Annotated in this window: 25 protein-coding genes and 1 tRNA gene; 9 read left to right on the forward strand and 17 right to left on the reverse strand. The window is 45.5% G+C overall.

Translation table 11 applies throughout. The features are described from left to right. Window positions 1-147 precede the first annotated feature (147 nt). Window positions 148-1,836, reverse strand: a complete 1,689-nt coding sequence (locus KUA49_RS08405; protein ID WP_318331588.1) for an IS1182 family transposase — start codon at window positions 1,834-1,836, stop codon at window positions 148-150. A gap of 353 nt (window positions 1,837-2,189) precedes the next feature. Between KUA49_RS08405 and KUA49_RS08410 the strand changes: the two genes are divergently transcribed. Further along, window positions 2,190-2,264: transfer RNA gene (locus KUA49_RS08410), tRNA-Arg, on the forward strand. Window positions 2,265-2,330: 66 nt separating this feature from the next. Here the strand turns inward: KUA49_RS08410 and KUA49_RS08415 are convergent. The 3 genes from KUA49_RS08415 to KUA49_RS08425 all read right to left on the reverse strand — a co-directional run bounded on the left by KUA49_RS08415 (window position 2,331) and on the right by KUA49_RS08425 (window position 4,315). Further along, window positions 2,331-2,423 (reverse strand): smalltalk protein, encoded by a 93-nt coding sequence (locus KUA49_RS08415; RefSeq protein ID WP_203051860.1) that lies wholly within the window; start codon window positions 2,421-2,423, stop codon window positions 2,331-2,333. A 76-nt stretch (window positions 2,424-2,499) separates the two neighbouring features. After that, window positions 2,500-3,108, reverse strand: a complete 609-nt coding sequence (locus tag KUA49_RS08420) for a DNA-binding protein (RefSeq protein WP_218413495.1) — start codon at window positions 3,106-3,108, stop codon at window positions 2,500-2,502. Window positions 3,109-3,262: 154 nt separating this feature from the next. After that, complete coding sequence (locus KUA49_RS08425; RefSeq protein ID WP_218413496.1) at window positions 3,263-4,315, reverse strand: hypothetical protein; 1,053 nt, start codon at window positions 4,313-4,315, stop codon at window positions 3,263-3,265. A gap of 861 nt (window positions 4,316-5,176) precedes the next feature. Here KUA49_RS08425 and KUA49_RS08430 point away from each other — a divergent pair. The 4 genes from KUA49_RS08430 to KUA49_RS08445 all read left to right on the forward strand — a co-directional run bounded on the left by KUA49_RS08430 (window position 5,177) and on the right by KUA49_RS08445 (window position 7,078). Continuing rightward, on the forward strand, window positions 5,177-5,617 hold the full coding sequence (locus KUA49_RS08430; protein WP_218413497.1) for an N-acetylmuramoyl-L-alanine amidase: 441 nt from the start codon (window positions 5,177-5,179) through the stop codon (window positions 5,615-5,617). 85 nt (window positions 5,618-5,702) lie between these two features. Beyond that, window positions 5,703-5,951, forward strand: coding sequence for a DUF4248 domain-containing protein (locus tag KUA49_RS08435; protein ID WP_203038412.1), 249 nt, complete (start codon window positions 5,703-5,705; stop codon window positions 5,949-5,951). A gap of 106 nt (window positions 5,952-6,057) precedes the next feature. Next, window positions 6,058-6,525 carry a DUF5675 family protein gene (locus KUA49_RS08440; RefSeq protein WP_218413498.1) on the forward strand — a complete coding sequence of 156 codons (468 nt, stop codon included), beginning with the start codon at window positions 6,058-6,060 and terminating at the stop codon, window positions 6,523-6,525. Between the two features lie 223 nt (window positions 6,526-6,748). Further along, window positions 6,749-7,078, forward strand: a complete 330-nt coding sequence (locus KUA49_RS08445; protein ID WP_218413499.1) for a helix-turn-helix transcriptional regulator — start codon at window positions 6,749-6,751, stop codon at window positions 7,076-7,078. A gap of 1,007 nt (window positions 7,079-8,085) precedes the next feature. Here KUA49_RS08445 and tnpA read toward each other — a convergent pair. Then, window positions 8,086-8,538 (reverse strand): IS200/IS605 family transposase, encoded by a 453-nt coding sequence (tnpA, locus tag KUA49_RS08450; protein ID WP_218413500.1) that lies wholly within the window; start codon window positions 8,536-8,538, stop codon window positions 8,086-8,088. 616 nt (window positions 8,539-9,154) lie between these two features. Between tnpA and KUA49_RS08455 the strand changes: the two genes are divergently transcribed. After that, window positions 9,155-9,604, forward strand: a complete 450-nt coding sequence (locus tag KUA49_RS08455; protein WP_218413501.1) for a PepSY-like domain-containing protein — start codon at window positions 9,155-9,157, stop codon at window positions 9,602-9,604. 86 nt (window positions 9,605-9,690) lie between these two features. Here the strand turns inward: KUA49_RS08455 and KUA49_RS08460 are convergent, their stop codons facing one another. From KUA49_RS08460 to KUA49_RS08475, 4 genes are all read right to left on the reverse strand, one after another. Beyond that, window positions 9,691-10,551 carry a ThiF family adenylyltransferase gene (locus tag KUA49_RS08460; protein WP_218413502.1) on the reverse strand — a complete coding sequence of 287 codons (861 nt, stop codon included), beginning with the start codon at window positions 10,549-10,551 and terminating at the stop codon, window positions 9,691-9,693. Between the two features lie 15 nt (window positions 10,552-10,566). Beyond that, window positions 10,567-12,792 carry an ATP-dependent RecD-like DNA helicase gene (locus KUA49_RS08465; RefSeq protein WP_218413503.1) on the reverse strand — a complete coding sequence of 742 codons (2,226 nt, stop codon included), beginning with the start codon at window positions 12,790-12,792 and terminating at the stop codon, window positions 10,567-10,569. A gap of 305 nt (window positions 12,793-13,097) precedes the next feature. Further along, window positions 13,098-13,535 carry a PepSY-like domain-containing protein gene (locus KUA49_RS08470; RefSeq protein ID WP_256624934.1) on the reverse strand — a complete coding sequence of 146 codons (438 nt, stop codon included), beginning with the start codon at window positions 13,533-13,535 and terminating at the stop codon, window positions 13,098-13,100. Window positions 13,536-13,712: 177 nt separating this feature from the next. After that, window positions 13,713-14,246 carry a Crp/Fnr family transcriptional regulator gene (locus KUA49_RS08475; RefSeq protein ID WP_218413505.1) on the reverse strand — a complete coding sequence of 178 codons (534 nt, stop codon included), beginning with the start codon at window positions 14,244-14,246 and terminating at the stop codon, window positions 13,713-13,715. 171 nt (window positions 14,247-14,417) lie between these two features. On the opposite strand from KUA49_RS08475, the gene KUA49_RS08480 reads away from it, so the two are divergent. The 3 genes from KUA49_RS08480 to KUA49_RS08490 all read left to right on the forward strand — a co-directional run bounded on the left by KUA49_RS08480 (window position 14,418) and on the right by KUA49_RS08490 (window position 17,456). After that, on the forward strand, window positions 14,418-15,641 hold the full coding sequence (locus KUA49_RS08480; protein ID WP_153093847.1) for a transposase: 1,224 nt from the start codon (window positions 14,418-14,420) through the stop codon (window positions 15,639-15,641). A 264-nt stretch (window positions 15,642-15,905) separates the two neighbouring features. Then, window positions 15,906-16,232, forward strand: a complete 327-nt coding sequence (locus KUA49_RS08485; protein WP_117586558.1) for a DMT family transporter — start codon at window positions 15,906-15,908, stop codon at window positions 16,230-16,232. An 18-nt stretch (window positions 16,233-16,250) separates the two neighbouring features. Then, window positions 16,251-17,456 carry an MFS transporter gene (locus KUA49_RS08490; protein ID WP_203049414.1) on the forward strand — a complete coding sequence of 402 codons (1,206 nt, stop codon included), beginning with the start codon at window positions 16,251-16,253 and terminating at the stop codon, window positions 17,454-17,456. Window positions 17,457-17,476: 20 nt separating this feature from the next. Here the strand turns inward: KUA49_RS08490 and KUA49_RS08495 are convergent, their stop codons facing one another. The 8 genes from KUA49_RS08495 to KUA49_RS08530 form a co-directional block, all read right to left on the reverse strand. Beyond that, window positions 17,477-19,438, reverse strand: a complete 1,962-nt coding sequence (locus KUA49_RS08495; protein ID WP_218413260.1) for a KUP/HAK/KT family potassium transporter — start codon at window positions 19,436-19,438, stop codon at window positions 17,477-17,479. 328 nt (window positions 19,439-19,766) lie between these two features. Continuing rightward, window positions 19,767-20,657, reverse strand: coding sequence for a helix-turn-helix domain-containing protein (locus KUA49_RS08500; RefSeq protein ID WP_218413259.1), 891 nt, complete (start codon window positions 20,655-20,657; stop codon window positions 19,767-19,769). Between the two features lie 351 nt (window positions 20,658-21,008). After that, window positions 21,009-21,449: a ribonuclease H gene (locus KUA49_RS08505; protein WP_218413258.1), complete on the reverse strand. Its 441-nt coding sequence runs from the start codon at window positions 21,447-21,449 to the stop codon at window positions 21,009-21,011. A gap of 2 nt (window positions 21,450-21,451) precedes the next feature. After that, window positions 21,452-22,132 carry a DNA alkylation repair protein gene (locus KUA49_RS08510; RefSeq protein WP_218413257.1) on the reverse strand — a complete coding sequence of 227 codons (681 nt, stop codon included), beginning with the start codon at window positions 22,130-22,132 and terminating at the stop codon, window positions 21,452-21,454. Window positions 22,133-22,134: 2 nt separating this feature from the next. After that, window positions 22,135-22,803: a hypothetical protein gene (locus tag KUA49_RS08515; RefSeq protein ID WP_218413256.1), complete on the reverse strand. Its 669-nt coding sequence runs from the start codon at window positions 22,801-22,803 to the stop codon at window positions 22,135-22,137. A 28-nt stretch (window positions 22,804-22,831) separates the two neighbouring features. Continuing rightward, window positions 22,832-23,422, reverse strand: coding sequence for a sugar O-acetyltransferase (locus KUA49_RS08520; RefSeq protein ID WP_117664183.1), 591 nt, complete (start codon window positions 23,420-23,422; stop codon window positions 22,832-22,834). A gap of 14 nt (window positions 23,423-23,436) precedes the next feature. Further along, complete coding sequence (locus tag KUA49_RS08525; RefSeq protein WP_117664166.1) at window positions 23,437-23,670, reverse strand: hypothetical protein; 234 nt, start codon at window positions 23,668-23,670, stop codon at window positions 23,437-23,439. Window positions 23,671-23,673: 3 nt separating this feature from the next. Next, window positions 23,674-24,306, reverse strand: coding sequence for an HAD-IA family hydrolase (locus KUA49_RS08530; protein WP_218413255.1), 633 nt, complete (start codon window positions 24,304-24,306; stop codon window positions 23,674-23,676). Window positions 24,307-24,350 lie beyond the last annotated feature (44 nt).

The following is a 24,350-nucleotide window of genomic DNA, read 5'->3' on the forward strand; positions in this document are numbered from 1 at the left end:
ACGACTCCACCTAAGTCCCTCTAAGGGCATATCTTTTTTCATCTTAAAATTTTAGTTTATGTTAAACAATTCGTCATAAGGGCTTAAAATGGCCGATATGAACACTAATAGAGCGTGTTTTTCGATGGTATTGATCCCTACAGGTCATTATCCAAGAGAAGCAATCAAAGCAGGTACACCTTTGAGAGATATGGCACGACGAAGGTTATAAGATAGGCAAAAGAGACCCATCTCAGCAGTTACTTTCAGTTTGCCTTTCAGTAAAAAGTAGTATTGCCCAAGTGCTCGCTTCATGGTTCCAAAAGGATGCTCGGAGAGGCATTTGCGATTGTCCATCTTGTTCTGATCTAGATGTAAAACGTAACGGACAACCTTCTTCACGATCTTCATTCTTGGAGGTTTTGGCTTGTCCTTATTCTCTTCTTTGAGTTGCTTGCGTTTTGCTTCGGTTGCCTTTATCAAGGTGTCTTTGTTGAAGTCTGCCTCCTTGAACTTCTGGATGGTACACTTGCACTTGCATTTTTTACATGCAAGCTTGTTGCAATAGCGGATCATACCGTTTCTTTTGATAGACTTTTGCCTCAGGATTTCTCCTTGCGGACAATAGACAAGATTGCGTTCGGCATCCCTCACGAAGTATCCTTCAAGAGCCTTGGCACGCATCTGCCCGGGAGTCATCTTCAGTACAGCAGACTCTGCTACATCAGAAGTGTACTCCTTGACCTCTACAATCTGTGCATCGGTTAAAAAATCCTTGTAGGCTTCCGGTATGACTGCAGCTTCAAGACATGCCTTCAAATCTTCTGGATTAGTACTTGACTTTTGTTCGTCAGTTATGGTAGCTTCGTTATAGTCAAACTGAACCTGCTCCGTGCAGCTGCCATCACGTTGGATGACATTTGGTACGATACCATTAGCCAATGCATCTGCATGATCCTCGGGACACTCGTACCCCTTGTCTGCAGTTGATTCAAGAACGTCAACACCATAATCGGCTTTCACCTCAGATGCTACGCTTGTAAGCTGACCATGGTCTGTTGGACTGTTGGTTACCAGGAAGCCTGCTATCATATGGCTCTCCGCATCAACTGCAGTTTGCACATTATAACCGACACAAAAGCCTTCGTTGGCTTTCATTAGTCGGGAATCAGGATCGGTTAAGGAAATCTGGCTTTCACCACTTTTCTCAAGTGTATCACGGTATCCCTCATAGCGTTCCTTGCGCTCCTTGCAAACATCAAGCTTACGTTGCAACTCATCTTTAGAGAGCCTGCGTCCTTCCTCATGATCGTATGCTTCAAGTTCTTCCATATAGATTGAAATATGTTCATCAAGACGCTTGATTCGGTCATCGAGTTTGCTTAGAGTAAGGTTGTTGTCTTTAGCATTTACAGCCTTAAACTTGCTTCCATCAATAGAGATGTACGACTTGGAAAAGAGCTTCAGTCCCATACAAAACTTGTTGAACTCTTTAAAAACTTTAGTAATAGCCTTCTTGTTGTCCTTGCGGAAATCGGAGATTGTACGAAAGTCAGGAGTCAGCTTGTTGAGCAGCCACATTACCTCTACGTTACACTTGCACTCACGAGCAAGTTTGCGAGAGGAACGTACCTGATAGAAGTAACCATAAATATAGAGTTTGAGGAGATCGCGAGGATCATATCCAGGAGTACCTGTCTCTGCAGGAGTACTGCGGACGAATCCCAGTTCATCCATTTTGAGATTATCGACAAAAGCATCAAACAAGCGAACAGGGGCGTCAGCCTCTACATACTCGTCAATGCAATCAGGGAAAAGAACCCTCTGTCGTCTATCTTGTCCTTTTTTATATGCCATATCTTTCTTGTTTTTTACTACAAAGATACATAAAATAATTGAGAATCAAGAAGATACGAAGTTAATTAACTATAAAGAGCAAAAGAAAAATGCCCAATTCAGTTGTTTGCTTCCCTAATTAAGTTTTCGGACGGCCTCCCCCTTGGGGACGCATTCTCTCTCGATACTTGTCCGCAGGTTTCATTCCCTTCGGTCATTCCACCTGCGGTTATTGAGAGTTGGCCCCCTTCGGGGACCGTAAGTAACAAGTAAAACTAGATTCAGATATTTTTCTAGAAAAAAGTTTCCGAAAAATTTGGTAGTTTCAAAAAAAAGCAGTACCTTTGCACTCGCTTAACAAAATTAGCAAGGATGGTTCCGTAGCTCAGTTGGATTAGAGCAACAGCCTTCTAAGCTGTGGGTCTTGGGTTCGAACCCCAACGGAATCACGAAAAAAGGTGGACTAGTCATAACGACCAGTCCACCTTTTTTTTCTACATATCCATCTATCCGTTTCACATGCAGCTCGTTACGCCCAGCGTGGCGCCGATGGCTGTGAGAAGCGAAATCAAAACCTTAAGTACAAGTTTCCAGTTTTCTTTCGACATAGGCTTTTCCGTTTAGTGATTGATAATTACGTGAATAGAACAGGAGAGAGGAGCCCCCGCTCTGGGGGGCTGTCTTCTAGATGGTTACATCCGCAGAGTCGCCATTACCCTCGTCCTTGCCGGTCTGCGAACCGCCGCCAGTGGTATCCCCGGTAGTGCCGCCAGTAGTGCCGCCAGTGGTGCCGCCTGCTGTGTCACCAGTAGTGCCGCCGTTCTCCTTACCGTCGCCCTCAGTATCCTCCACATCATTCGAATCCTTGGAAGATACGTTCTTCACAATCTTGCCGTTGCGGTCGTAGCAGGTGATGCTGATGCTCGTGTTGGCAAGCTCCTGCTTAATCTCCACACTCGGGGTGAAAATCACGCGGCGCAGGGTGATGAGCTTGCTGCTCACCTCATCCACCGACTTCACCGCGTCGGCACGCAGACCGAAACGCATGGTGCCCAACCCCGGGATAGCCACCGAGTGACCCTCTGTGGCCCATGCCTTCAGCACCTCGCTCAAGGCTGAGTAGGCCACCTTCATCACGGCGGTGGTCAGTCCGCCACGGATGGCAGCCTCCTGAATCACCTTCTCCGGGGTGAGCTTGTTGTAGAACATAGGCTGCATCACGTACATGTACACATCCTTCTCCTTACTCAAATAAGCGATCTTGCGCTCCACTGCTTTTACATTAATTCCCATAACATTTTAAGTTTTTAGTTCAATAAAATTGCAGATTCCTTTGTATCTCTGCAAGCCGTTGTGTTTCAACGACAATGCAAAGATACAAAATTTGGAGCCCAAAAACAAGGAATGTTCGCCAGTTCATCAGAAAAACATGAATATCAAGCGTAGATTATTTCTTCTTCAGTAGATTATCCAGACATTTCACGATATAGGCCGGAGGCGTATCCACCTGATGCTTCGCCATCGCCCTATAGGCTGCTTTGAAACACTGATTCACGGGGTCCCTGTCTTCCAGAGTGAGGCGTTCGCTCAAGTCATACGCCACTTTGGAGTTTACATTCCAGGGAGCTTCGGTAAGTACTTTTCTGAGCTTAAATTTCATGAATACCAACTCCTGCCTATCTGCAGGCTTCAGCGCATTCTCATCCTCGTTGCGAAACTTGATTTCAAATATCACAAGACTCCCATAAGTTCCAACCACCTGGTTGCGGCAGGTGGCTATCGTATGAATGACAATGTAATCAAGAAGATTATAATTGTAAGCATTCTTGATTTCCTCCTCAGCCACGGACAACTGGAAATACTCCAGATTCCCCGTGCCTCGATACACCGTTTTGCTGGTGAGCAGAGACAGAATCTCGGCAGGACGAAACTTCACGTAACCCTGCTTCAGGCGACTCTCGCTCAGAAGATAAAGACAGCGGGCCGACTGGTGGCGGAACGACTCATAAACCTGAGGCAACACCTTGAAATAACCCAAATCCAAGGCGAAATAATACTTCGCCACCTCTATCGGCATCTCCAGAATAACTCTCTTCTCCTGACCCACCTTGTGATCCCTCACGTAGCGCAGAAGATAGGCAAACTCCCTGTAACACAGGGTAGGAGAGGAACCCGAAGAGTCGGTATAAGGGATGCTCACCGGCTTCTTGCCGATGTCCTTCAACGCCTTCTCCAGGTTGCGGTAATGCGACTTGCAAGGCTCCAATGCCTTGTAAGGAACTTCCAGGCGCAGCATGTTGTCAATGCGCTCAAAAGCGCTGAAATCCATTTCGCCATGGTGAGCCTTCTGGCTGATAGCCAGCCTGATCTCCTTCTGGTCAAACACATCAAGTCTGAACAGATACTTCTGTTCTTGCGGGCTGTAGCTGTGGTGCAGGGCGCAATGAGTACCAAGCTCTGTGGCTTCGGTAATAGTAAAATAGTTGTCTATTCTTTTCATTGTCCTCATAATTAGGATAGTTTATATAAAGTGGGGGTGGCAATGAAAAAAATCATGGGGATACGACGAGCGAAAGTATGCACCAGTGTTATTCGGCATTTTTTTTCTGGTACTTATCCAAAAATCGTCGAATCAGACCAGAAATCTTCGCTTGTCGCACCCCCATGTCATATCATGAGTTTGCGCACGAATGCTCTAGTCTGAATTTGATTTTTGGATACCCTAGGATAAGGAATTATTGCCGAACCTTTTCCTAGAGGCTTTTGCTTCAAATTCAGAGATAAACTCTGCAACGTTGGCAGCCTATTGATAGCCTGCCCTATGTCTGCCAATGGTCTTTTACAACCAAAGTGCGCTGCAAAGATAAATATTTATTTTGAAACAAACAAGTTTTTACCAGTTTTTTTTCATTTTTACCGAAAAAAACTTCGAAACCGTCATGACCATCTTTCTCTCTTTTTTCTCTATATATCATATAATCATAATTCTAGAAGCGCAATTTTCGCTGATAACCGTCTGATTGATAGGTAGATATATTTTTCTCCTCATATCAGATGTAACAGTCCCTCCCGGGAATCTGATCAAAGGTAAGGGTTTCCACTGTCGGCAGGTAATACTTTTTCCGCTTTTCTTATCCGGGGTAACTATCCATAAATTTCTCTTATCAGATGTAACCAGCTTAGGAAAATCTTCAACTCTCTTATCAAAAGCAACCAGTTAAGGAAACGTAAAAAACAAGCCCCGCTTGCGGAAATCGTCGGGAACCGCCGCATAGCGTCAGTTCTTCAAAAACGGATTTTGTAACTTTGCAGTGTTCAAACCAATGGACATCGTAGATTATTAACTTTAAAATGCAAGATTATGGCTAGATTGATTACAATGATTGTGGTTCACTGCAGCGCTACCCGCTGCAACCAACCTTACCCAGTGCAGCAACTCTTTCACGACCATGTGGAGGTGAACCACTGGCGCTACATCGGCTACCACTTCTACATCACCAGAAGTGGCAGAGTGGAGACCACCCGACCTCTGGAGAGAACGGGCGCACATGCCAAGGGGCACAATGCCCACAGCATCGGCATCTGCTACGAGGGAGGACTCGACGAGCAGGGACAGATAGCCGACACCCGCACCGAGGAGCAGAAGAAGGCGATGGCGAAACTCATCGTGCAACTGAAGCAGCAGTTTCCTACCATCCACAAGGTGCTGGGCCATCGCGACCTGCCAGGTGTGCAGAAAGCATGCCCATGCTTCGATGCCACCACGCTTCAGCCACTGTTACATCTGAAATGTAAATCTTAAAGAATGTATCTTTTTGATACAAGTAACGGAATTTTTATGTAACTTTGCCATCAGAACAGAATCAATAACTAAAAACTTAAACTAGATGAGTGTTACAAAACAACATTTCGTAGAACGTAGAATGATGGGCAAGCAGGAGCTTGCTCATCTCTACTTCCCCCACAGCAAGCAGAATGGGCATGCGGCAAGGGATAAGTTCATGGATTGGGTAAAGGGATGTCATCCGCTTTATGCCAAACTGCTGGAACTGGGCTACACGCCATCGGTTCATGATTTCTCGCCCAAGATGGTGGATTACATCTTCTACTATCTGGGGGAGCCCGACGGGGTATGATTCCCCCTTTCTTGAAGGCTAAGAATATTTATCCTTAAGGCAAAAAATATTTTCCCTTAAGGCTAAATATTTCATTCGTACTGAAAACAATTAAAAGAGTAAGATCATGGAGATTAAAATCATTCGTTTTGGTAGATATCATCATGCCGTAAGTGGCAGGTTGCTGATAGATGGTCAGCACGTTTGCGATACCTTGGAGCAGGATACCGGCAGTCTGCCCGAGGGGGAGTATGTCATGTGCCGCAACAAGGCATCGGCATTACCTTATTATATATATAGTGGAAAGGAGGATATAGGCAGCGGTTTGGAGCAGAAAGCAGATTGTGCTAAGGAGCAGAAATCAGATTGTGTTCCGGAGGAGAAAAACAGGAAGGTTTTTCTGTCGATGGGGAATGGCATTCATGGCTGGCGCCGCCGTTGCATCATCGTGGGCGAGTGCCTTCATCTGGGCTTCCTCATCCGCAGTCAGGAGCATTACGATCAGCTTCTGCCCCGTCTCCGCATGCAGCTGGTCCGCCATCGCCCCATCGTGGTGAAGATTTCCCGTTCCCCCGATTTCGTGGATGCGGCGTAAACGGCAGCCGCCTGAATGTTTTTTACCTTCGTATAAAAGTATAAGCCCCCAGCCCGCTTGAGAAAGTAGGCTGGGGGCTTCTTGTTAATGTTAAAATCACGAAAAGTCTTGGTAGTTTAATATTTTCGTCGTATATTTGCAGAAAAATATATAAACAATGAAAATTGAATATGACGATGAAAACTTCGAGGAATTAAGTTATTAAAATTAGACGATTCTCATTATGGAAATAAAAAATAATATCAATTCTCGTCCATTTACACCTGTTAGTCCAGGTAGTATATTAAAGGATGAACTGGAGGCTCGCAGTCTTCCAGTAGAAGTTTTTGCAGAAAAAATAGGTCTTGATAAATTGACATTGGAAGAGCTGTTGAATGGAAAACTTATTTTAAGTTCTGAGATTGCAAACTCTTTAGATAAAGCTTTAGGCATTCCTGCTTCTTTCTGGCTTTCCTTGCAGTCTGCCTACGAAGAGGATTTGAATCAAAGTCAGAATAAAGGTAGTTTTCGATCGTTCTTTGATAAGTTTTCAAGAAATCGTGTAGCTCTTTAATTCCGGTAATTTTTCAATAAAGTCCCCTTGAAAGGGAAAAACATAGTATTAAATGTTATTCCCTCTCAAGGGGACTTTATGCATTATAAATACTTTCCCGAAATCTGCCGCAAGGCAAATGCCCAGGAAAGTATAAGCCCCCAGCCCGCTTGAGAAAGTAGGCTGGGGGCTGTTGTTTTATTTATACAGCTATTCCATTACGCATTATATCATCATATAAGGGTGATGAAAAGATTTTTCTAGATGCAAATATCGTATAAAAAATCAAGTTTCGCAAGTAACCTCCGGTCCCCGAAGGGGGCCAACTTTCAATAACCGCTGGTGGAATGACCGAAGGTCATGGAACCTGCGGACAACCAATAGTAGGGAGAAAGCGTCCCCAAAGGGGGCGAACCGCATCCAGTCTTGCTCCTGTTCGCCCCCTTCGGGGACGATAAGAGAGTATCTGTCACTATCCGCAGGTTCCATTCCCTTCGGTCATTCCACCTGCGGTTATTGGGAGTTCGCCCCCTTCGGGGACGGAAGGATGCTACTTGCGAAACTTCAGTAGAATTATAAATACTTTCCCGGAATCTGCCGCAAGGCAAAATCCCAGGAAAGTATAAGCCCCCACGCTTGAAAAATTAGGCTGGGGGCTGTTGTTTTATTTATACAGCTATTCCATTACGCATTATATCATCATATAAGGGTGATGAAAAGATTTTTCTAGATGCAAATATCGTATAAAAAAATCAAGTTTCGCAAGTAACCTCCGGTCCCCGAAGGGGGCCAACTTTCAATAACCGCTGGTGGAATGACCGAAGGTCATGGAACCTGCGGACAACCAATAGTAGGGAGAAAGCGTCCCCAAAGGGGGCGAACCGCATCCAGTCTTGCTCCTGTTCGCCCCCTTCGGGGACGATAAGAGAGTATCTGTCACTATCCGCAGGTTCCATTCCCTTCGGTCATTCCACCAGCGGTTATTCACATTCGCCCCCCTCGGGGACGGAGGAAACTGATGTGATGAATCAGTCTTTCAGAAAGTAGTTGAAATCTATTGTTATGCCATTGGCTTGGAGCAAGGCAAGATATTCATCTCGAAATGATACCTTCTTATGATGTTCTTTTTGAGATTTGATGTAATTCACGATTTTGTCTTTTTCGTTGATAGAATAGGTTAGGGCGCAATAAGATTTTGCCCAGCCCTTGAAATGAGGAAACTTTTCCTTTTCTTCTTGCAGAAATTTGTTGGAAGCAGTTTTGAGGTCTCTCATAAAGTCGGCAACAGACAGTGTTGCTGGCAATGAAACAAACATGTGGATATGATCGGGCATACCCCCAATTCGATAAAGTACTGCGCCCTTATCTTTGATGAATCCCCAGATGTAGCGATATAATGCTTCCTCGTAATCTTGTACTATTACGGGTTCGCTGTTTTTGGGTCTTATCACGATGTGATAGAATAATTGTCTGTAGCTCATAAGCTTTCTTGTTTAGTTCACGCAAAGATATATATATTATATGATACCAGCAAAGATTTCTTTTAGTTTTAATATTTTTTGGATATAGGAGCTTGATTTTCTATTGTTCGCCCCCTTCGGGGACGGTAAGAGAGTATCTGTCACTATCCGCAGGTTCCATTCCCTTCGGTCATTCCACCTGCGGTTATTGGGAGTTCGCCCCCTTCGGGGACGGAAGGATGCTACTTGCGAAACTTCAGTAGAATTACAAATATTTTCCCGGAATCTGCTGCAAGGCAAAATTCCTGGAAAGTATAAGCCCCCAGCCCGCTTGAGAAAGTAGGTTGGGGGCTTTTTCACAGGATAATATAAGCAACGTCTGCTGTGGCCAGACCGCAAATGTTTTGTACTTTTCACAAAAAGTGTTTCCGTAATTAATACACTGTGGAAAAATTACAGAGAAAATAGTTAAAACTCTATAAAATAAGCATTTAAGTTTTGTGGTTTAAAAATATTGTAGTATATTTGTAGCAAGTAAAACAACCTCGTATATGTCAATATATGGGTAATACAATAGTGTATAATAATAAGTGATAAATAATTATAGTAGTAACTCTGAAATTTAAATTGAAACGACATGAAGAGAACTTTTTTAGCGACAGTTTTGTCGATTGTTTTTGCGATGGTAGCTATAGCTTGCCACAGCAGCGATGAGAAAGAGATAGGTTATGCTGAGTTGCCAGTACAGGCACAGCAGTTTGTAAAGCAGTATTTCCCTTCTGCAACCTATTCCCATGTAGAGAAGGAGAAGGATCACGGAAAGTGGGAATATGAAGTGTTGCTGAGCGACGGAACCAAAATTGATTTCAACAATAAGGGAGAATGGAAAAGCGTGGACTGCAAATACTCCATATTGCCTGCCGGCATCATCCCGGATGCTATCGTTGCCGATATTGCACAGCGCTATCCTTCGCAGCAACCATATAAGATAGAGAAAGAAACGGGAGGATACGAAATCGATATCCCTGGCTTTGACCTGTATTACAGCAGTAACGGAAAATTCATCCGTGCTGAAATTGACAGATAAAGAATGTGAACCAATAAGAAAGGCCCCCAGCCCACTTAGGAAAGTAGGCTGGGGGCGTGTATTTTGCAAATCCTTTATACATGCTATCACTCAATGATGTGATTAATCACGATTCCCGCTATTGCCATGCCGAAAGAGGCGGTGATGTGGCAGAGAGAACCATTGATCTGCGCCTTCGTTGAGTTCCAATCGTGCTCCACAAGTCGCTGGTCGCCAGGAGCATCATATATGGCACTATCCGTGCCTCGCTCGCCGCTCAGCAGCTTGGCTTTTGAGCAGATGCAATCGTCCGTGCCGCAGGCCTTGTTCACACCCAGGTTCTGCATCGGCTTTTCCTCACTGTATACGCACAGGAATTTGCGGCGAGGAAACGTCTTGTTCTTCTTGAATTTCTTGCGCAGGGCTCTTGCCAGCGGGTCGCCGTCTACTTTCCAGAATTCTGCCTTCCTGATCATGAAGGGGTCGCGGCGCAGGGCGGCACCCATGGATGATACGAAGGTGATATGCTTGGGCAGGGCGGTGGCACGCAGGATGAGATCCGCCTTATCCTTCAGCGAGTCGATGGCATCGATGATGAAGTCGTATTCCTCCATGTGGAACTCGTCGGCTGTTTCTGCCTGATAGATTTTCTGATAGGCGGTGATGTTGGCATCCGGGTTGATTTCCAGCAGTCGGTTGCGCAGCGCATCTACCTTCACCTCGCCGATGGTTCGGCTTGTGGCCATCAGCTGGCGGTTGCAGTTGGTAACGCACACTCGGTCGCTGTCCACGATGGTGATGTTGCGCACGCCGCTTCTTACCAGTCCCTCGGCACACCATGATCCCACACCTCCGATGCCGAAGATGAGCACGCGTGCCGATTGTATCTTTTCCAGATTATCCTTACCCAGGAGCAGCTCTGTGCGTCGCAGCATTCCCCGTTCCATTGTTGTAATTTTATTTTCCATTATTTGTTTGTCGTTTTATTCTTGTCTTTTAATTTCCGGTTCTGCTGCCATCATTGGCTGATTCTCAGGCACAACATACGGCTGGCTTCCTGGCAGAACATGCGGCTTTGCCTCTATCTCCCCACGCAATCTTTCTTTCAGCTTTGTGTTCCTGTTGCTCACCGTCAGATTTCTTATCGAATAGGCGAGGGCTTTGGGCTGACCTATCAGCACGCAGATTTTCTTGGCTCTCGTAATGCCCGTATAGATAAGGTTGCGCTGGAGCATCACGAAATGGGTCATCAGTACGGGGATGACCACGACGGGGTATTCCGAACCCTGACTCTTGTGGATGGTGGTGGCATAGGCCAAGGTCAGCTCATCCAGCTCCGTGCTCTCGTATTCTACCAGATGGTCTTCGAAGACAACGGAGATGGTGCGGTCTTCCATATTTACCTTCTCCACGGTTCCGATGTCGCCGTTGAATACGTTCTTGTCGTAATTATTCCTTATCTGCATTACCCGGTCGCCCTGCTTGTAGGTGGTTCCGCCACGGCTGATACCGAGGGTAGATGGGTTGAGCGCCTGCTGCAGCATCATGTTCAGATGGGCTGCACCCACCACGCTGCGCTGCATCGGCGTGAGCACCTGGATATTGCTCAGGGGCTGATTGTAGGCCTTGGGCAGACGGTATTTTACGAGATTCACGATTTCCGCAGCCACCTGCTCCGGGTCTTCGTTCTTGATAAAGAAAAAGTCGGTCTGCTTGCCATTGCTCGTGTCAGGATAATATCCCTGGTTGATGGCATGGGCACTCATCACGATTCGGCTCGACTGCGCCTGCCGGAAGATGCGGGTGAGGCGGACTACCGGAATTTTCCCGGAGTCGATGATGTCGCGCAAAACGTTTCCGGCTCCCACACTCGGCAGCTGGTCTATGTCGCCCACCAGCACCAGGCGCATGTGCTCCGGAATTGCCTTCATCAGATTATACATCAGGATGATGTCTATCATCGAGCACTCATCTACTATCAGTGCATCGCCCTCCAGCGGGTTCTCCTCGTTGCGCTTGTATCCGTCCTGCGGATTGAACTCCAGCAGGCGGTGGATGGTCTTGGCTTCCATGCCCGTGGCCTCGCTCATTCGCTTGGAAGCTCTGCCCGTAGGAGCCGCCAGCAGAATCCTCATTCCTGCCGTCTTGTAGGCGGTGATGATTCCTTGCGTTGTCGTGGTTTTTCCTGTTCCTGGACCACCCGTAAGCACCATCACCTTAGAGCGTACAGCCTGCTCTATGGCGGCTATCTGCACCTCATCGTATTTGATGCCCGAAGCCTTTTCCATCGCCTTGATGTCGGCCTGCATATTGAAGAGGGTAGGGCTCTGGCCCTGCATCAGGGCGAGCATTTTCTTCGCCGTTCCCCGTTCTGAATAATAGAAGGGTGGCAGATAGATGGCTTCGTTCTCACGGATGAGATTTTCGGAGGCTATCATCTCTGTGATGGCTTGCGTAATCGGCTCTTCGTCTGCTTCGAGCAGTTTCTTGGCGGCTTCTATAAGCTGCTCTTCTACAGCATATACATGGCCTTCGTTTGACAGTTCGTTCAAAGTGTAGTTAATGCCGCTCTTGCAGCGTCTCAGGTCGTTTTTTTCGTAACCCATCTTGCTGGCGATGCTGTCGGCAGTTTTGAATCCGATGCCCCAGATGTCGTCGGCAAGGCGGTAGGGATTTTCCTTCACGTTGTCGATGCTATCCTTGCCATACTGCCGGTAGATTTTGGCGGCATAGGCTGTGCTTACTCCATACTGCTGCAGGAAGATCATCACGTTCTTGATGTCTTTCTGCTTCTCCCAACTGTCGCGTATTTTCTCTACACGTTTCTTGCCGATTCCCGGCACTTCGTAGAGTCGTTCTATGTCGTCTTCAATCACCTCGATGGTTTCCGTTCCGAACCTCTCCACTATCAGGTGGGCGTACTTCGGACCGATGCCTTTTACCAGTCCGCTGCCCAGATATTTTTCTATTCCATACGCTGTGGCGGGCATTACCTCTTCCCAGGTTTCGCAGGCAAACTGCTGCCCGTATCGCTTGTCCATCTTCCATTCGCCATTGCACAGCAATACCGCCCCCACTGGAACATCCAGCAGGTTTCCCACCAGGGTAACCAGGTCGGAATATCCTTTCACCTTGACTTTCATCACGGAATATCCGTTTTCCTGGTTCTGGTAGGTAATCCTTTCTACCACGCAGCGTATCTTGATCATTTCTGAATATATTTATTGTATATAATATATATTTATTATATATATTTATTGTCTATATTTTTGCATCTTCACATGCTGTTCAAGCAGGGCGATGTTGCTGCAAAGTTAGAAAAAAAAACTGAATTATACAAAACTTTCCCCCTTTTTTTATAAAATGAAAATCTTCCTTTTATAAAATGAAAATCCCCACCAACCATCCGCATCCTTATCGGAATGGGAAAGTTGGTGGGGTTCATCAGATGAAGGTCACCACATTTTTTCGGGTGAACCTTTTGAAAACAATCCGTCAATATCTGGTTGTCTTATCAGTCGATGTCGATTACCTGGAAATGCTTGTTGAAGGTTAAATCCAACCCATTTACCAATTCCACTTCGTATTCATTCTTGTTCATTTCAATCTTCTTTACCGCTTGAGCTGGATAATTCTCCTTCAGGTAGTTTCTGATGGCCTGCGGAATCAGCTTGGCTGGCACTTTTCCCTGCTTGCAGTCAATCTCGGTGAGATTTCCCTTTTTGTCAAATTCCAGCTTGGTTCCGTTCTGCAGAACCACATCATAGCTCTTGTTGATAACCCCCGTCTCAATGGTAGCAAGCATCACCTTCTGATTGTTGAAATGGTTGCTGAGTAAGGTTTGAGCCTTTACTGGGAGTGCATTAACGGCGATAGGCTTGTCATTGCCTGCATTTGCAGCCATATTGCATGATAGCATGCAGCAAATGGCAATCATCAAAATTCTCATCATTCTTTTCATAAGCTACAAATTAAAATTTTATAATACTTAAGTTGTGATGGATGTTTAAACATCATCTTATAATTAGACGCAACTCGTGCCTGAAAGTTTAACTCGTGCCTGAAAGTTTAAAGAGAATGTGTAAATGCGTCATCAGCACAGGCTGCTCACGGTGGATGATGATTCGGATTACGGCTGTGTGATTTTTGCCCTAATCCTGCTCAGGCTTGCCTGCGTTACACCTAAATAGGTGGCGATGCTTCCCAATGGCAACCTTTGTAATAAGTCTGGTTCTTTCTCTAGCAGCTCCTTGTACCTTTCCGAAGCGATGGCGGATAGCATGGAAATCAGTCGTTCCTCGGTGGCAAGCAGCTCCATCTCTGCATAACGCCGCCCCCAATTGGCGATGTGTAAATCATCCAAGAACAACTCTTTCAGCTGTTTTCTTTCCAATTTATATAAGACCGAATCTTCCATCAACTCCATCGTCTCATATCCTGGCTCGTCGTTCACATAGCCTTTCAAGGAAACAATAGTCGCTCCCTCTTTGCCAAACCAAAAGGTAATTTGCTTTCCGTCCACCGGAGTATATGCGCGGACAATGCCTTTCTTGATGAAAAAGATGTTCTTCTCCACCTTACCTCTTTTCAACACCTGGAATCCTTTGGGATATGAAACTTCCGTTAAGCATTGCTGCAATTTCTGCAAAGACGCATCCGGCATGGCGTATCTTTTATTAATGATTTCTTTTATCAATACTGCGTTAAATTAATATTTAATCGTCTGTAAATCAATAACTTATATTAAGAAATGCTTATGAAAACTTAACTATAGAAAGTTGGTCAAGTCGCTGATTTTCAGTAACTTTGCAAATCACGACAAACGCAAAATTATATGAATACAGGACTTGACCAATATATGGATATCTTTAAAGATGCAGTTGAAGATTCGGCTGCAAAGTTAACAAAAAGTTTCGAGAAAATACTCATCGAGGTGATAATTTTGTTCATGGTAATACCAAGAAAGATAAATTTCACCCAAATGGGGAGGTATGGCTCGCATGTTGAGCAAACCTATCGCAACGCATTCGGCTTAAAAAAGTCGAAAAGCATTGACTGGCTCAAACTTAATGTCTCACTTGCCAAGCGCTTCTTTGGTAAACAGGGAAGATGGGCTATTGCCATTGATCCCAGCTACATCAGCAAAGCTGGCAAGAAGACTCCACATATCGGTCGTTTTTGGTCGGGATGTGCACAGTCTGTTAAACATGGTCTCGAAATCATGGGTATTGGCCTCATTGATATTGATGCCAAAGACTGCATGATGTTAAAAGCACACCAGTCGCTAAGTAATAAAGAACTGAGTCTTAGAAACAAGACTATGGTAGATTTCTATATCAGCGTCATTAAGCGTTACCGCAAGGAACTTCTTAAACTCTCAACCCTCATAGTTGCAGATGCTTACTTCTCTACAAGTACATTTGTTAATGGGATAAAGAAAGAAGGGTTCTCTTTGATAAGCCGCTTTCGTGACAATGCTTGTCTCTTTTATGTCTATGCTGGTCCACGTACTGGAAAACGTGGTCGCCCCAAGACCAAGGATGGCAAGATTGATATGAAGAATCTTGACCTCACTCGAATGGAGAAGATGGAGATGAAAGATATAGAAGGAACAGCTTATACTTTGATAGCCTATTCCAAGGCACTCAGGTGTAAAGTTAGACTTGTCATCTGGCAGATGCCGAATGGCAAGAAGAAACTATTCTTCTCTACAGACACCTCACTTTCGGGTGAAGAAGTACTTCTTTATTATAGAACCAGGTTCCAGATCGAATTTTGCTTTCGTGACGCCAAAGGCTATACTGGTCTTATGGACTGCCAGGCTCGCGATAAGTGGAAACTCGATTTTGCTTTCAATGCTTCGTTCACATCACTAAATGTTGCCAAGGTAACTATGAAGGAGATGGGAATGGAATATTCTATGTCTTCATTCAAGTCACTGATGACCAATATTTATCTGGTGAAACGAATTTTTAAAGCAAGCGGGTACACCCCGAACCGAACTTTAATTAGCAAGATTTTCAAAGATCTCTCGTGCTTACAGCGTATAGCTGCTTAGCACATTATTGAATTATTAACGAACTATTGTTTTATATCCATATTCTTTTTTGCTGTATTTGGTGTGCAAAATTATAAAATTTCACACGAAAACGAAAGTAAATGGTTATTTTTTTGCAAATGCAAAATCCGTTTTTGTCAAATGCAAAAAGCTTTTAGTTTTTTTTTGCTTACTTTTGCACCCGAAGTTAAAAATATAAAATGAATTAATAAATGAAATAAGCAAATTAATTAGTAAATATAACAAACAAATAAATTAGTAAGTATGAATTGGATAATTTTATTGTTCGCAGGATTATTTGAGGTGAGCCTCACGTTCTGCTTGGGAAAAGCGAGAGCAGCATCAGGAATTTGGTTTTATCTGTGGGGGAGCGGTTTCCTTGCTTCCACCATTCTGAGCATGACTTTGCTCGCCAAGGCGGTGCAGACTTTGCCTTTGGGCACGGCCTACGCCATCTGGACAGGCATCGGGGCAGTGGGTACGGTTTTGATAGGAATATTCGTTTTCAAGGAACCAGCCACTCCCATCAGGCTTTTCTTCCTCTTCACACTCATTGCTTCCTTGATTGGATTGAAGATTGTGTCATATTAAAAAAAAGAGAGGCGAAAAATGAAGTATGAATTGAGAGAGAACCAAGGTATTCCGGCACCCCTGCTGGCTCTAATGGCAGTAGCTACCGGACTTTCCGTTGCCAACTGCTATTACAACCAGCCCTTGCTGGGCAGTATGGCAAAAGAGTTAGCGGTATCAGACTTTTCTGCCAGCATGGTAGCTACCTTGACCCAGATAGGCTATGTGGTAGGACTTGTATTTGTCATTCCGCTTGGTGATCTGGATTCACGAAAGAAACTGATACAGACCAATTACATCATTTCTTTGTGCGCCTTGCTTGCCATAGCCCTTGCTCCGAACATCTATTGGGTGTGGGGCGCATCCCTGGTTGCTGGCGCATCTTCGGTAATGCCGCAGTTCTTCATCCCGCTGGTGTCTTACCATTCCACGCCTTCACGCAAGGTGCGCAATGTGGGAATCATACAATCCTGCCTGCTCATAGGCATTCTAGGTTCACGTGTCTTCAGCGGCCTGCTGGCCGATGAATGGGGATGGCGTTCTGTTTATCTTGTGGCTAGTGTGTTTATGCTCGGATGTTTTCTGCTCATTCACAGGATGCTGCCAGAGTTGTCTGCCCGTTCGCGGGAAAACTATGCAGGGTTGATGAAATCATTGTTGCGCCTGCTCCTCAAATACCCATACTTGCAAATCGCGTCGCTAAGGGCGGCATTGGCGTATGGTTCTTTCTTCGCCTTATGGAGTTGCCTGGCCTTCCGGATGAAGCAGGCGCCTTTCTTTGCTGGCGACGACATGATTGGAGCTCTCGGTTTGTGCGGACTGGCAGGTGCATCTACGGTGGTCTTCATCAGCGGCTACGTCCAAAAGTATGGTGCAAGGTTCTTCTCTGTTGCCGGAGGATGTGTCTTGTTGGCTGCCTGGCTGCTGGCATTTTGGGGGAATGACAGCTACTTGTGGATAATAATAGCCATCTTGCTGATTGATGCCGGTATGCAATGCATCCATTTGTCGAATCAGACCAGCGTAGTAGCCCTTGACGCATCTGCCATCAACCGTATCAATACCGTTTATATGACCATTTATTTCCTGGGTGGTTCTGCCGGAACTTTCGTTTCTGGCCTGTCCTGGCAGCATTATGGATGGACAGGCGTGGTGGGGGTAGGGGTTGCCTTTACCGTGGCTTCCTTGCTCGTAAACTGCATCAAGCCTAGTGGCAAGCCCCAACCCCACCACCACAAATGGTAGGAAATTAATACATAAGACCGCTAAGATATCTGCGCAATGCGCCTGATGCTTCTGTTGCGATGGTTGATGATGAGCGGAACACGTTCTACCACCACCATGGATGTGTCGAGGCCCAAAGCCTTAGGCTCGTCAATGCCTATCTTGCCGATAAGGGCGTAGATGGTCATCAGCAGGTTCTGTTGGCGGTTGTCGGAACTCTCCGGGTAATACACGCGGTGGATAATGATGAAGCGGAAATCGCCAGGAATTCCGTTTTTACGGAGCGAAGGATAGGTGCTTCTCAAATCCACCTTCCTGCTTGCCACCAGGTCTTCTACCACTTGTCGCAGATAGAGGCTCACCCTAGGCTCAATGCGGAAACCTATGCGCATGGTTACACTGTAGAGGGTGTCGGGAACCAGGGTCTCGCAACTGTACTCCAGTGTGTCAGGAGTATCAGCAAATTCCAGATTGATAAGCCAGTAATGGTCAGCACGCTTGGGCTGCTTGTTGATGATGGAATAGAGCAGCTTGTCATCCACCGCACCTTCCTTGTCTGCATGGTTCACATAAACCAGATTGGAAGCGTACTTGGGGATGCTCTCGTCGGCCTTGATATCGGAGATAATCTGATAATACTCATCCAGCGGTTTGGTGCTGATGTAATCCTGACGGATCTTGATGGCGCGGACCCATACATACATCATCAGGAACAGGATTCCGCCAATAAGCATCGTACACCATCCTCCTGCGAGGAATTTTGACAGGTTGGCGGCAAGGAAAATGCCCTCGATAACGCAATATGCGCCCATAAAGAGCAGGATGAAGATGCGCGCCACACCCTTGGTGCGCAGGTAGAAACCGAGCAGCAGGGTGGTCATCAGCATGGTGATGGTGATGGCGAGACCGTAGGCTGCCTCCATGTGCGAGGAGTCGCGGAAGAGCAGGATGATGAGAACCACACCGATGTACATGGCGAGGTTGATTACCGGGATATAGAGCTGACCCTTAACATGGGTAGGATGCTTGATTCGCATGCGTGGCCAGAAGTGCAGGTTCATGGCTTCGCTCAATATGGAGAAGGTGCCGCTGATAAGTGCCTGACTGGCAACGATTGCCGCACCTGTGGCCATGATGATGGCAAAAATCAGCATGCTCTGTGGCATGATGGAAAAGAACGGATTCACGGAGGAGGCAGTATGAATATGGTTCAGCACCCATGCTCCCTGCCCCAGATAGTTGAGGATGAGCATGGCCTTTACGAAAAGCCAGCTGATGGTGATGTTCTTTCTGCCACAGTGACCCAGGTCGGAGTAAAGAGCCTCAGCACCGGTGGTACAGAGGAACACGGCGCCCAGAATCAGGAACCACTCTGGCGATTTTGCCAGCAGCATGGCAGCATAGTAGGGGTTGAAGGCCTTCAGAATCAATGGGTAAGAGGTGATGCTGAAAGCTCCCGTTACGCCCAGCAGCAGGAACCATATCAGCATGAATACTCCGAACGACTTGCCAATACTCTCTGTGCCAAAGCGTTGCACGAAGAAGATGATGGTGATGATGCCCAGTGTGATGGGGATGACTGGCAGGTGGGGACTAATGCTTTCGAGTCCTTCGATGGCTGTGGTAACCGTGATGGCAGGGGTGATGATTCCATCTGCCAGCAGGGTGCTGGCACCGATGATGGCCAACAGGTAAATCCACTTTCTCTTCATCTTGCGCAACAGGGCGTAGAGGGCGAGAATGCCTCCTTCGCCATTGTTGTCGGCGCGCAGAGCCACACATACATATTTGATGGTGGTCTGCAGGGTGAGTGTCCAGATGATGCACGACAATGCGCCCAGGATGGTGCTCTCGTTGATGGCTTCACCCGTGTGCAGGATGGCCTTCATCACGTAGAGTGGGGATGTACCTATATCTCCAAACACGATGCCCAGAGTGATGAGCAATCCCAGGAAGCCTACTCGATGATGGCAGGCTACTGAACTTTCCGAATTTTCTCTCATATAACTTCTCTTATTTAATTAAAATATTATCCTTCTTTACATTAAGGAATTATCCTTTGTATTATCCTTTTTACATTAAGGAATTATCCTTATGTGAACATAAAATATCCCTTTTTTGATTATAAATTTGGGTGCAAAGGTATGAACATAAGTGGTAAAAGATGATTTGTTTAACAAGATTTATCCGTTTTAACTTTCGTTTTAATCGACTGTAAATGACTGTTTGGAAGATGTAAAAAAAGAAAGTTGGTGGGGTTCATCTGATGAAGGTCACCAACTTTGATGCATCATTATATCTACATATCTACATATTTACATGTCTACATATTTACGCAGTTTTGCGATATTCGCTTGGTGTCTTGCCCGTCTGCACCTTGAAAAAGCGGACGAAGTGCTGAGGATACTCAAAACCGAGATGCTGACTGACTTGCGTGATGGTTAAGGTTTCATCCACAAGCAGTTGGCGGGCAGCTGAAAGCAGCCGGTCGTTGATCAGACTCTTTGCAGTTCTGCCAGTCTCAGTCTTGACTAATTCACCGAAATATTTAGTTGAATAGCAGCATTTGTCGGCAAAGTAGGCTACGGTAGGCAATCCTTCACGCATCGCTTTCCGGGCAATGTATTCATCGAGCAGAGAGATGAATTTCTTTACCACCGAGTGGTTGATCTCCTCGCGAGTGATAAACTGGCGGTCGTAGAAACGCAGACAATAGTTCAGCAGCAACTCGATGTTAGAAACGATGAGTTCACGCGAATGTTTATCTATAGGATGCTCGAGTTCCTGCCCAATCATTGAGAGCACGTCACGGAAGATATTTACCTCGGCAGCGGATAAATGTAGTGCTTCGTTGCTTGTATAGTCGAAGAACTCATAGCGGGAGATGTTCTTGCCAAGCTGGGTGCGGTTGAGCAGCTCGGGATGGAAAACCAATACCGTATATTTGGCAAGCGGAACTCCTGGAATGGGTTCTACTTTAATCGATTGTCCTGGAGCAAACGAGGTTACGGTCATCTCGTCAAAATCATATTCTGTTCTGCCGTATGACAATTTGCACCCCTTGTTTTCCTTCAGAAAGAGGGCATAAAGTCCGTAGTGATGCACAGCCTCCTGAATAGGAGAGGTGTTCTCTACACGCGCAATGCTTACCAGAGGATGAAGTGTTTTCACCCCTATGTAGTCATTGAACTCCTGTATGGTATTAAAGAAAAATTCCTTCATAATCCTATGCTTTAATTTTCTAAAACGTTCTAATTCATTTTTTACGGGTGCAAAGATACGCACATTATCTATATTTCTTTATACCTGAAATTCGGAAAGTATTACCAGTAATGTGGATAAGCGATGCTCACTCCCATGTTGGCGAAATATATCTGCAAAAAAACAAAAAATAATCAGAAAAGTGATTATGTGGATGGATTTTGTTTGCAGGGCTAACTTGATTTAACCTTATTTTATAAGATAGAGGGATGCTGAGGGATGTCTTGAGTGCCTGAGGATATTTTGAAAACAGAAATCCTTAATGACCTTAATGACCGTGACCTTAATGACCGGAAAACGCCCCCTAAACATTTATTTATTTTTCAGATGAAACTCCTTCCTTGTCTTAGCCATTGCTTCCGTAGCCCTATCGTGGGTTTCTATCAGCAATGAGCTTTTGTGGTATTGCACAATCTTGACCCCGACTGAGTTGTGCCTTTTCTTTTCCTCGATGCATTGAATGATCAAGTCTGGATTGGCTGATTTAGCCGTTGGAGTCTTGTCAAAGTTCTGAATATAGGCAGCGTTGGTCAGGAAGAGAATGTCGGAACCTTCCGGTATTTCCTGCATTACTTTCACCATGAGAGTTAGCATCATTCGGAACTCTGTGGTGTGTAGGTCGCTGATTACATCACGGCTGATGATGTTGCCGTTATGCTCAATTACTACGGCAGCACCACCAGCTCGCTCTTTATGGCCATAATCACATGAACCACCTATCCAAACGTAATATGTAGAAGTATCTTGTATCATAATTATTTTATCTTCAATGTCCGCAGATATTCCTTCTGCTCGGGCGTGATTCTGTAGCTCTCGATAGCCTTCTGGATGGTCTTGTTGTGCGTCCAGGGGGCAAGGCGGCTTTGCTCGATGTAGGGAATCGTTGCGTCCCATTGCTTGGCAAGGGCGGTGGCGAAGAACCAGGCTACCATCATCTTTACGTAATACTCTTCGCTCCTTACAGATGCAGGAATTTCAAGATATTCTGCCTTGAAGTCTTTATCCAGGTAATGAGACATAAGTGTCTCTATTCCAAATCGACAAGTATAAACGTGTGACGATTTACTCCAAGTCTTGATCTTCGCCAATAGCTCCTTCTTGTGTTTGGCAAACACCTTCGGAGACATAATGTCGCAAACAGCCCAGTTGTCCACGAAAGGCAGGAATCTGTCTGTAAGACGAATGCATTCCTCGTAGTCCTTTACCTCAGAAATGAGGAGACCGTGAAGCATGTTCTCATCGTAGTATTCGTGAGGAAGCTGATGAAGGAAATCTTTGCATTCTGCCTCCTTTGTAAATTCTTTTGCGAACTTTCGGAGCACAGGCACACGAATGCCTATGAAACTCTCCATAGGCACTCCCGGTGTCAGTTTTGCCTGGAAAGCAGCATACTGCTTATCCTGCATGGCGAACAGTCTTTCTTGAAGTGAAGTCATTTTTATCCAATTAATTTAATAATCTGTTTATCCGAAGCATCTGGCAGGATTTCTTTCAGATGTTCGAAAATACTCTGATAAGATTCCTGAGGAGTGCGGTTGCATTGGCAAGCCTCCCTGCCATAGAGATCTTCGGGAGTATTGAGCAGCGACCATCCCCAGCCATATTCATGATTGTGCTTGTCACGAGGGTAGACGAAATCCTCGGTCACGATGTAAGTCGCCATTTCCAGTCGGGTGAGATAACCATCAAACTTGCTTCTCATTCCCTTGCCCGTGAAACCGCAGGCAGCTCGAAGTTCCCTTGTGATGAGACTACCCGATGATTGAAGTGTACTGAGAACGGCTCCTTCTATTGAGTCATCATCTGGGCGAGGGTATTTGTTTCTTCTGTAGTTGCAGAAGTCCGGCCACCATTCCTGACTGATGAATCCTGCTTTCTTGTTGAAGAACTTTCCGTACATACACGGCATTTCCTGCACAATCTCGCCCTTCCATTTCCATAGCGGCCAGTCCCAACCGCCTTCAGGAAATGTTACATATCGGCAATCTTCCGCCACGATGTCTTCGGCAGAGAATCCTTCAATGCCACTATCAAGGAGAGGGAGGAACCCGATCTGCTGAATCAGCTCCATCATGCCTGTTGCTGAGTATATTTCTGGAAAATTCATGTTCATCTATTTTTATCCTTTGTACTAGCTATATTAAGCTACGAATAACCTTGCATGGTACACCTCCAACTAGAGTATTTGCATCAACATTTTGGGTTACTACGGCTCCTGCGGCTACAACAGCTCCATCACCAATCGTTACACCTCCAAGAATAGTTGCATTAGCACCAATCCAACAACCATTTCCTATGGTAATTGGCAAGGCATATGTGCGCCAACGGTATTCTCCCGAATCAGGATTCCAATCCTTGGTGAGACGCTCATTCAGGTCAACTGGATGAGAAGCAGTATTTATCTGTACTCCTGGAGCTATAAGCACGTTATCGCCTATGGTTATCTTATTGCAGTCTATCAGCATACAACGATAATTGATGCTTACATTGTTGCCAATAAATATATTGTCACCAAATCCAATAATAATACCATCCCCTACGCTTACATTATTTCCAATACTACCAAACAACTCTTTTAGCATTTCATATCGCTTGCTTCGGTCAGTGTATGGCAGAGAGTTGTAACGCTGCATCCATTCTGTAGCCAAGGATTTACGTTCTATAAATTCGGGCGAATGGCAGTTATAAAGCATACCTGCCAAACACTTCTCTGATTCTGTTTTCATAATCATCGCCTTTTTTATGTTATTATCAATTCGTTCAGTTTATCCTCTCTGATAATCTTAGGCTGAGCCTTGCCAGCGAGAATGAGAATCTTTTTACCATTACGATAAATATGAAGCTGTCGTGAGCGAACCACGGCTGTCAGCTCCTCATCATTCTGCATGGCTTGCCAGATAGGATAATATACTCCCTCAGGTTCAAACAACTTCTTCTGAAGATGTGAACAGAGATTTGTTGTATCAATAGTCATAAGCTATTCTATGTTCTTGTTAATTTCTTGCCATTCCTGATGCTCTTCCAGATGATTGGTCTTTACCAGTACACTCTGGAAACCAAAACGCTTGCCTGCTTCGGCATTCTCGGCACGGTCATCGAAATAGAGGGTGGTGGCAGGATTCAATCCTGTCTGCTGCGTCATCTCTTCATAGATTTCGATAGATGGCTTCTCTTTCCGCATGGCGTATGAGAGGAAAACTTCATCAAACAGCTCGTCCGTGGAATATCCCAACTGCTTCATCAGACTGACCGATTTCTGCCAAAGCGTGTCATTGATGTTGCTGAGCAGATAGACCTTGTATCGCTTCCGAAGCTTGACCAATGCCTCCAGTCTTTCCACAGGCAGATTGCCACACAACTCTTCCAGGACTTTCTCAATATCCTCAGTTGAGGCTCCTTTGCGGCAAAGGCTCAGCATCTCTTTCAATGTTTCTGCTTCTGCCACCAGACCATTGATATATTGGTGCATCAGTCTCTTGATTTTGCGGACATGGATTAGTCGCTTGAACGCCGTAACGCCCAGGCTCTCCATGGCTTTTACAACAGAGGCATCATCAATGTTCACGATGACACCTCCATAATCAAAGACGAGTGTTTCTATCTGTTTCATGCTCTAATCATTTGATAATGATGCGCCTATAATCTGGGAGGATA

Origin of the sequence: Segatella copri (genome assembly GCF_019249655.2) — a bacterium.
In the GTDB taxonomy this organism is placed as follows: Bacteria; Bacteroidota; Bacteroidia; order Bacteroidales; family Bacteroidaceae; genus Prevotella.

What these genes read in the sequence shown, in the direction of transcription:
- KUA49_RS08405 (WP_318331588.1), bottom strand. Translation starts at nt 1,836, where the DNA reads ATGGCATATAAAAAAGGACAAGATAGACGACAGAGGGTTCTTTTCCCT.
- KUA49_RS08415 (WP_203051860.1), bottom strand. Translation starts at nt 2,423, where the DNA reads ATGTCGAAAGAAAACTGGAAACTTGTACTTAAGGTTTTGATTTCGCTT.
- KUA49_RS08420 (WP_218413495.1), bottom strand. Translation starts at nt 3,108, where the DNA reads ATGGGAATTAATGTAAAAGCAGTGGAGCGCAAGATCGCTTATTTGAGT.
- KUA49_RS08425 (WP_218413496.1), bottom strand. Translation starts at nt 4,315, where the DNA reads ATGAAAAGAATAGACAACTATTTTACTATTACCGAAGCCACAGAGCTT.
- KUA49_RS08430 (WP_218413497.1), top strand. Translation starts at nt 5,177, where the DNA reads ATGGCTAGATTGATTACAATGATTGTGGTTCACTGCAGCGCTACCCGC.
- KUA49_RS08435 (WP_203038412.1), top strand. Translation starts at nt 5,703, where the DNA reads ATGAGTGTTACAAAACAACATTTCGTAGAACGTAGAATGATGGGCAAG.
- KUA49_RS08440 (WP_218413498.1), top strand. Translation starts at nt 6,058, where the DNA reads ATGGAGATTAAAATCATTCGTTTTGGTAGATATCATCATGCCGTAAGT.
- KUA49_RS08445 (WP_218413499.1), top strand. Translation starts at nt 6,749, where the DNA reads ATGGAAATAAAAAATAATATCAATTCTCGTCCATTTACACCTGTTAGT.
- tnpA (WP_218413500.1), bottom strand. Translation starts at nt 8,538, where the DNA reads ATGAGCTACAGACAATTATTCTATCACATCGTGATAAGACCCAAAAAC.
- KUA49_RS08455 (WP_218413501.1), top strand. Translation starts at nt 9,155, where the DNA reads ATGAAGAGAACTTTTTTAGCGACAGTTTTGTCGATTGTTTTTGCGATG.
- KUA49_RS08460 (WP_218413502.1), bottom strand. Translation starts at nt 10,551, where the DNA reads ATGGAAAATAAAATTACAACAATGGAACGGGGAATGCTGCGACGCACA.
- KUA49_RS08465 (WP_218413503.1), bottom strand. Translation starts at nt 12,792, where the DNA reads ATGATCAAGATACGCTGCGTGGTAGAAAGGATTACCTACCAGAACCAG.
- KUA49_RS08470 (WP_256624934.1), bottom strand. Translation starts at nt 13,535, where the DNA reads ATGATGAGAATTTTGATGATTGCCATTTGCTGCATGCTATCATGCAAT.
- KUA49_RS08475 (WP_218413505.1), bottom strand. Translation starts at nt 14,246, where the DNA reads ATGCCGGATGCGTCTTTGCAGAAATTGCAGCAATGCTTAACGGAAGTT.
- KUA49_RS08480 (WP_153093847.1), top strand. Translation starts at nt 14,418, where the DNA reads ATGAATACAGGACTTGACCAATATATGGATATCTTTAAAGATGCAGTT.
- KUA49_RS08485 (WP_117586558.1), top strand. Translation starts at nt 15,906, where the DNA reads ATGAATTGGATAATTTTATTGTTCGCAGGATTATTTGAGGTGAGCCTC.
- KUA49_RS08490 (WP_203049414.1), top strand. Translation starts at nt 16,251, where the DNA reads ATGAAGTATGAATTGAGAGAGAACCAAGGTATTCCGGCACCCCTGCTG.
- KUA49_RS08495 (WP_218413260.1), bottom strand. Translation starts at nt 19,438, where the DNA reads ATGAGAGAAAATTCGGAAAGTTCAGTAGCCTGCCATCATCGAGTAGGC.
- KUA49_RS08500 (WP_218413259.1), bottom strand. Translation starts at nt 20,657, where the DNA reads ATGAAGGAATTTTTCTTTAATACCATACAGGAGTTCAATGACTACATA.
- KUA49_RS08505 (WP_218413258.1), bottom strand. Translation starts at nt 21,449, where the DNA reads ATGATACAAGATACTTCTACATATTACGTTTGGATAGGTGGTTCATGT.
- KUA49_RS08510 (WP_218413257.1), bottom strand. Translation starts at nt 22,132, where the DNA reads ATGACTTCACTTCAAGAAAGACTGTTCGCCATGCAGGATAAGCAGTAT.
- KUA49_RS08515 (WP_218413256.1), bottom strand. Translation starts at nt 22,803, where the DNA reads ATGAATTTTCCAGAAATATACTCAGCAACAGGCATGATGGAGCTGATT.
- KUA49_RS08520 (WP_117664183.1), bottom strand. Translation starts at nt 23,422, where the DNA reads ATGAAAACAGAATCAGAGAAGTGTTTGGCAGGTATGCTTTATAACTGC.
- KUA49_RS08525 (WP_117664166.1), bottom strand. Translation starts at nt 23,670, where the DNA reads ATGACTATTGATACAACAAATCTCTGTTCACATCTTCAGAAGAAGTTG.
- KUA49_RS08530 (WP_218413255.1), bottom strand. Translation starts at nt 24,306, where the DNA reads ATGAAACAGATAGAAACACTCGTCTTTGATTATGGAGGTGTCATCGTG.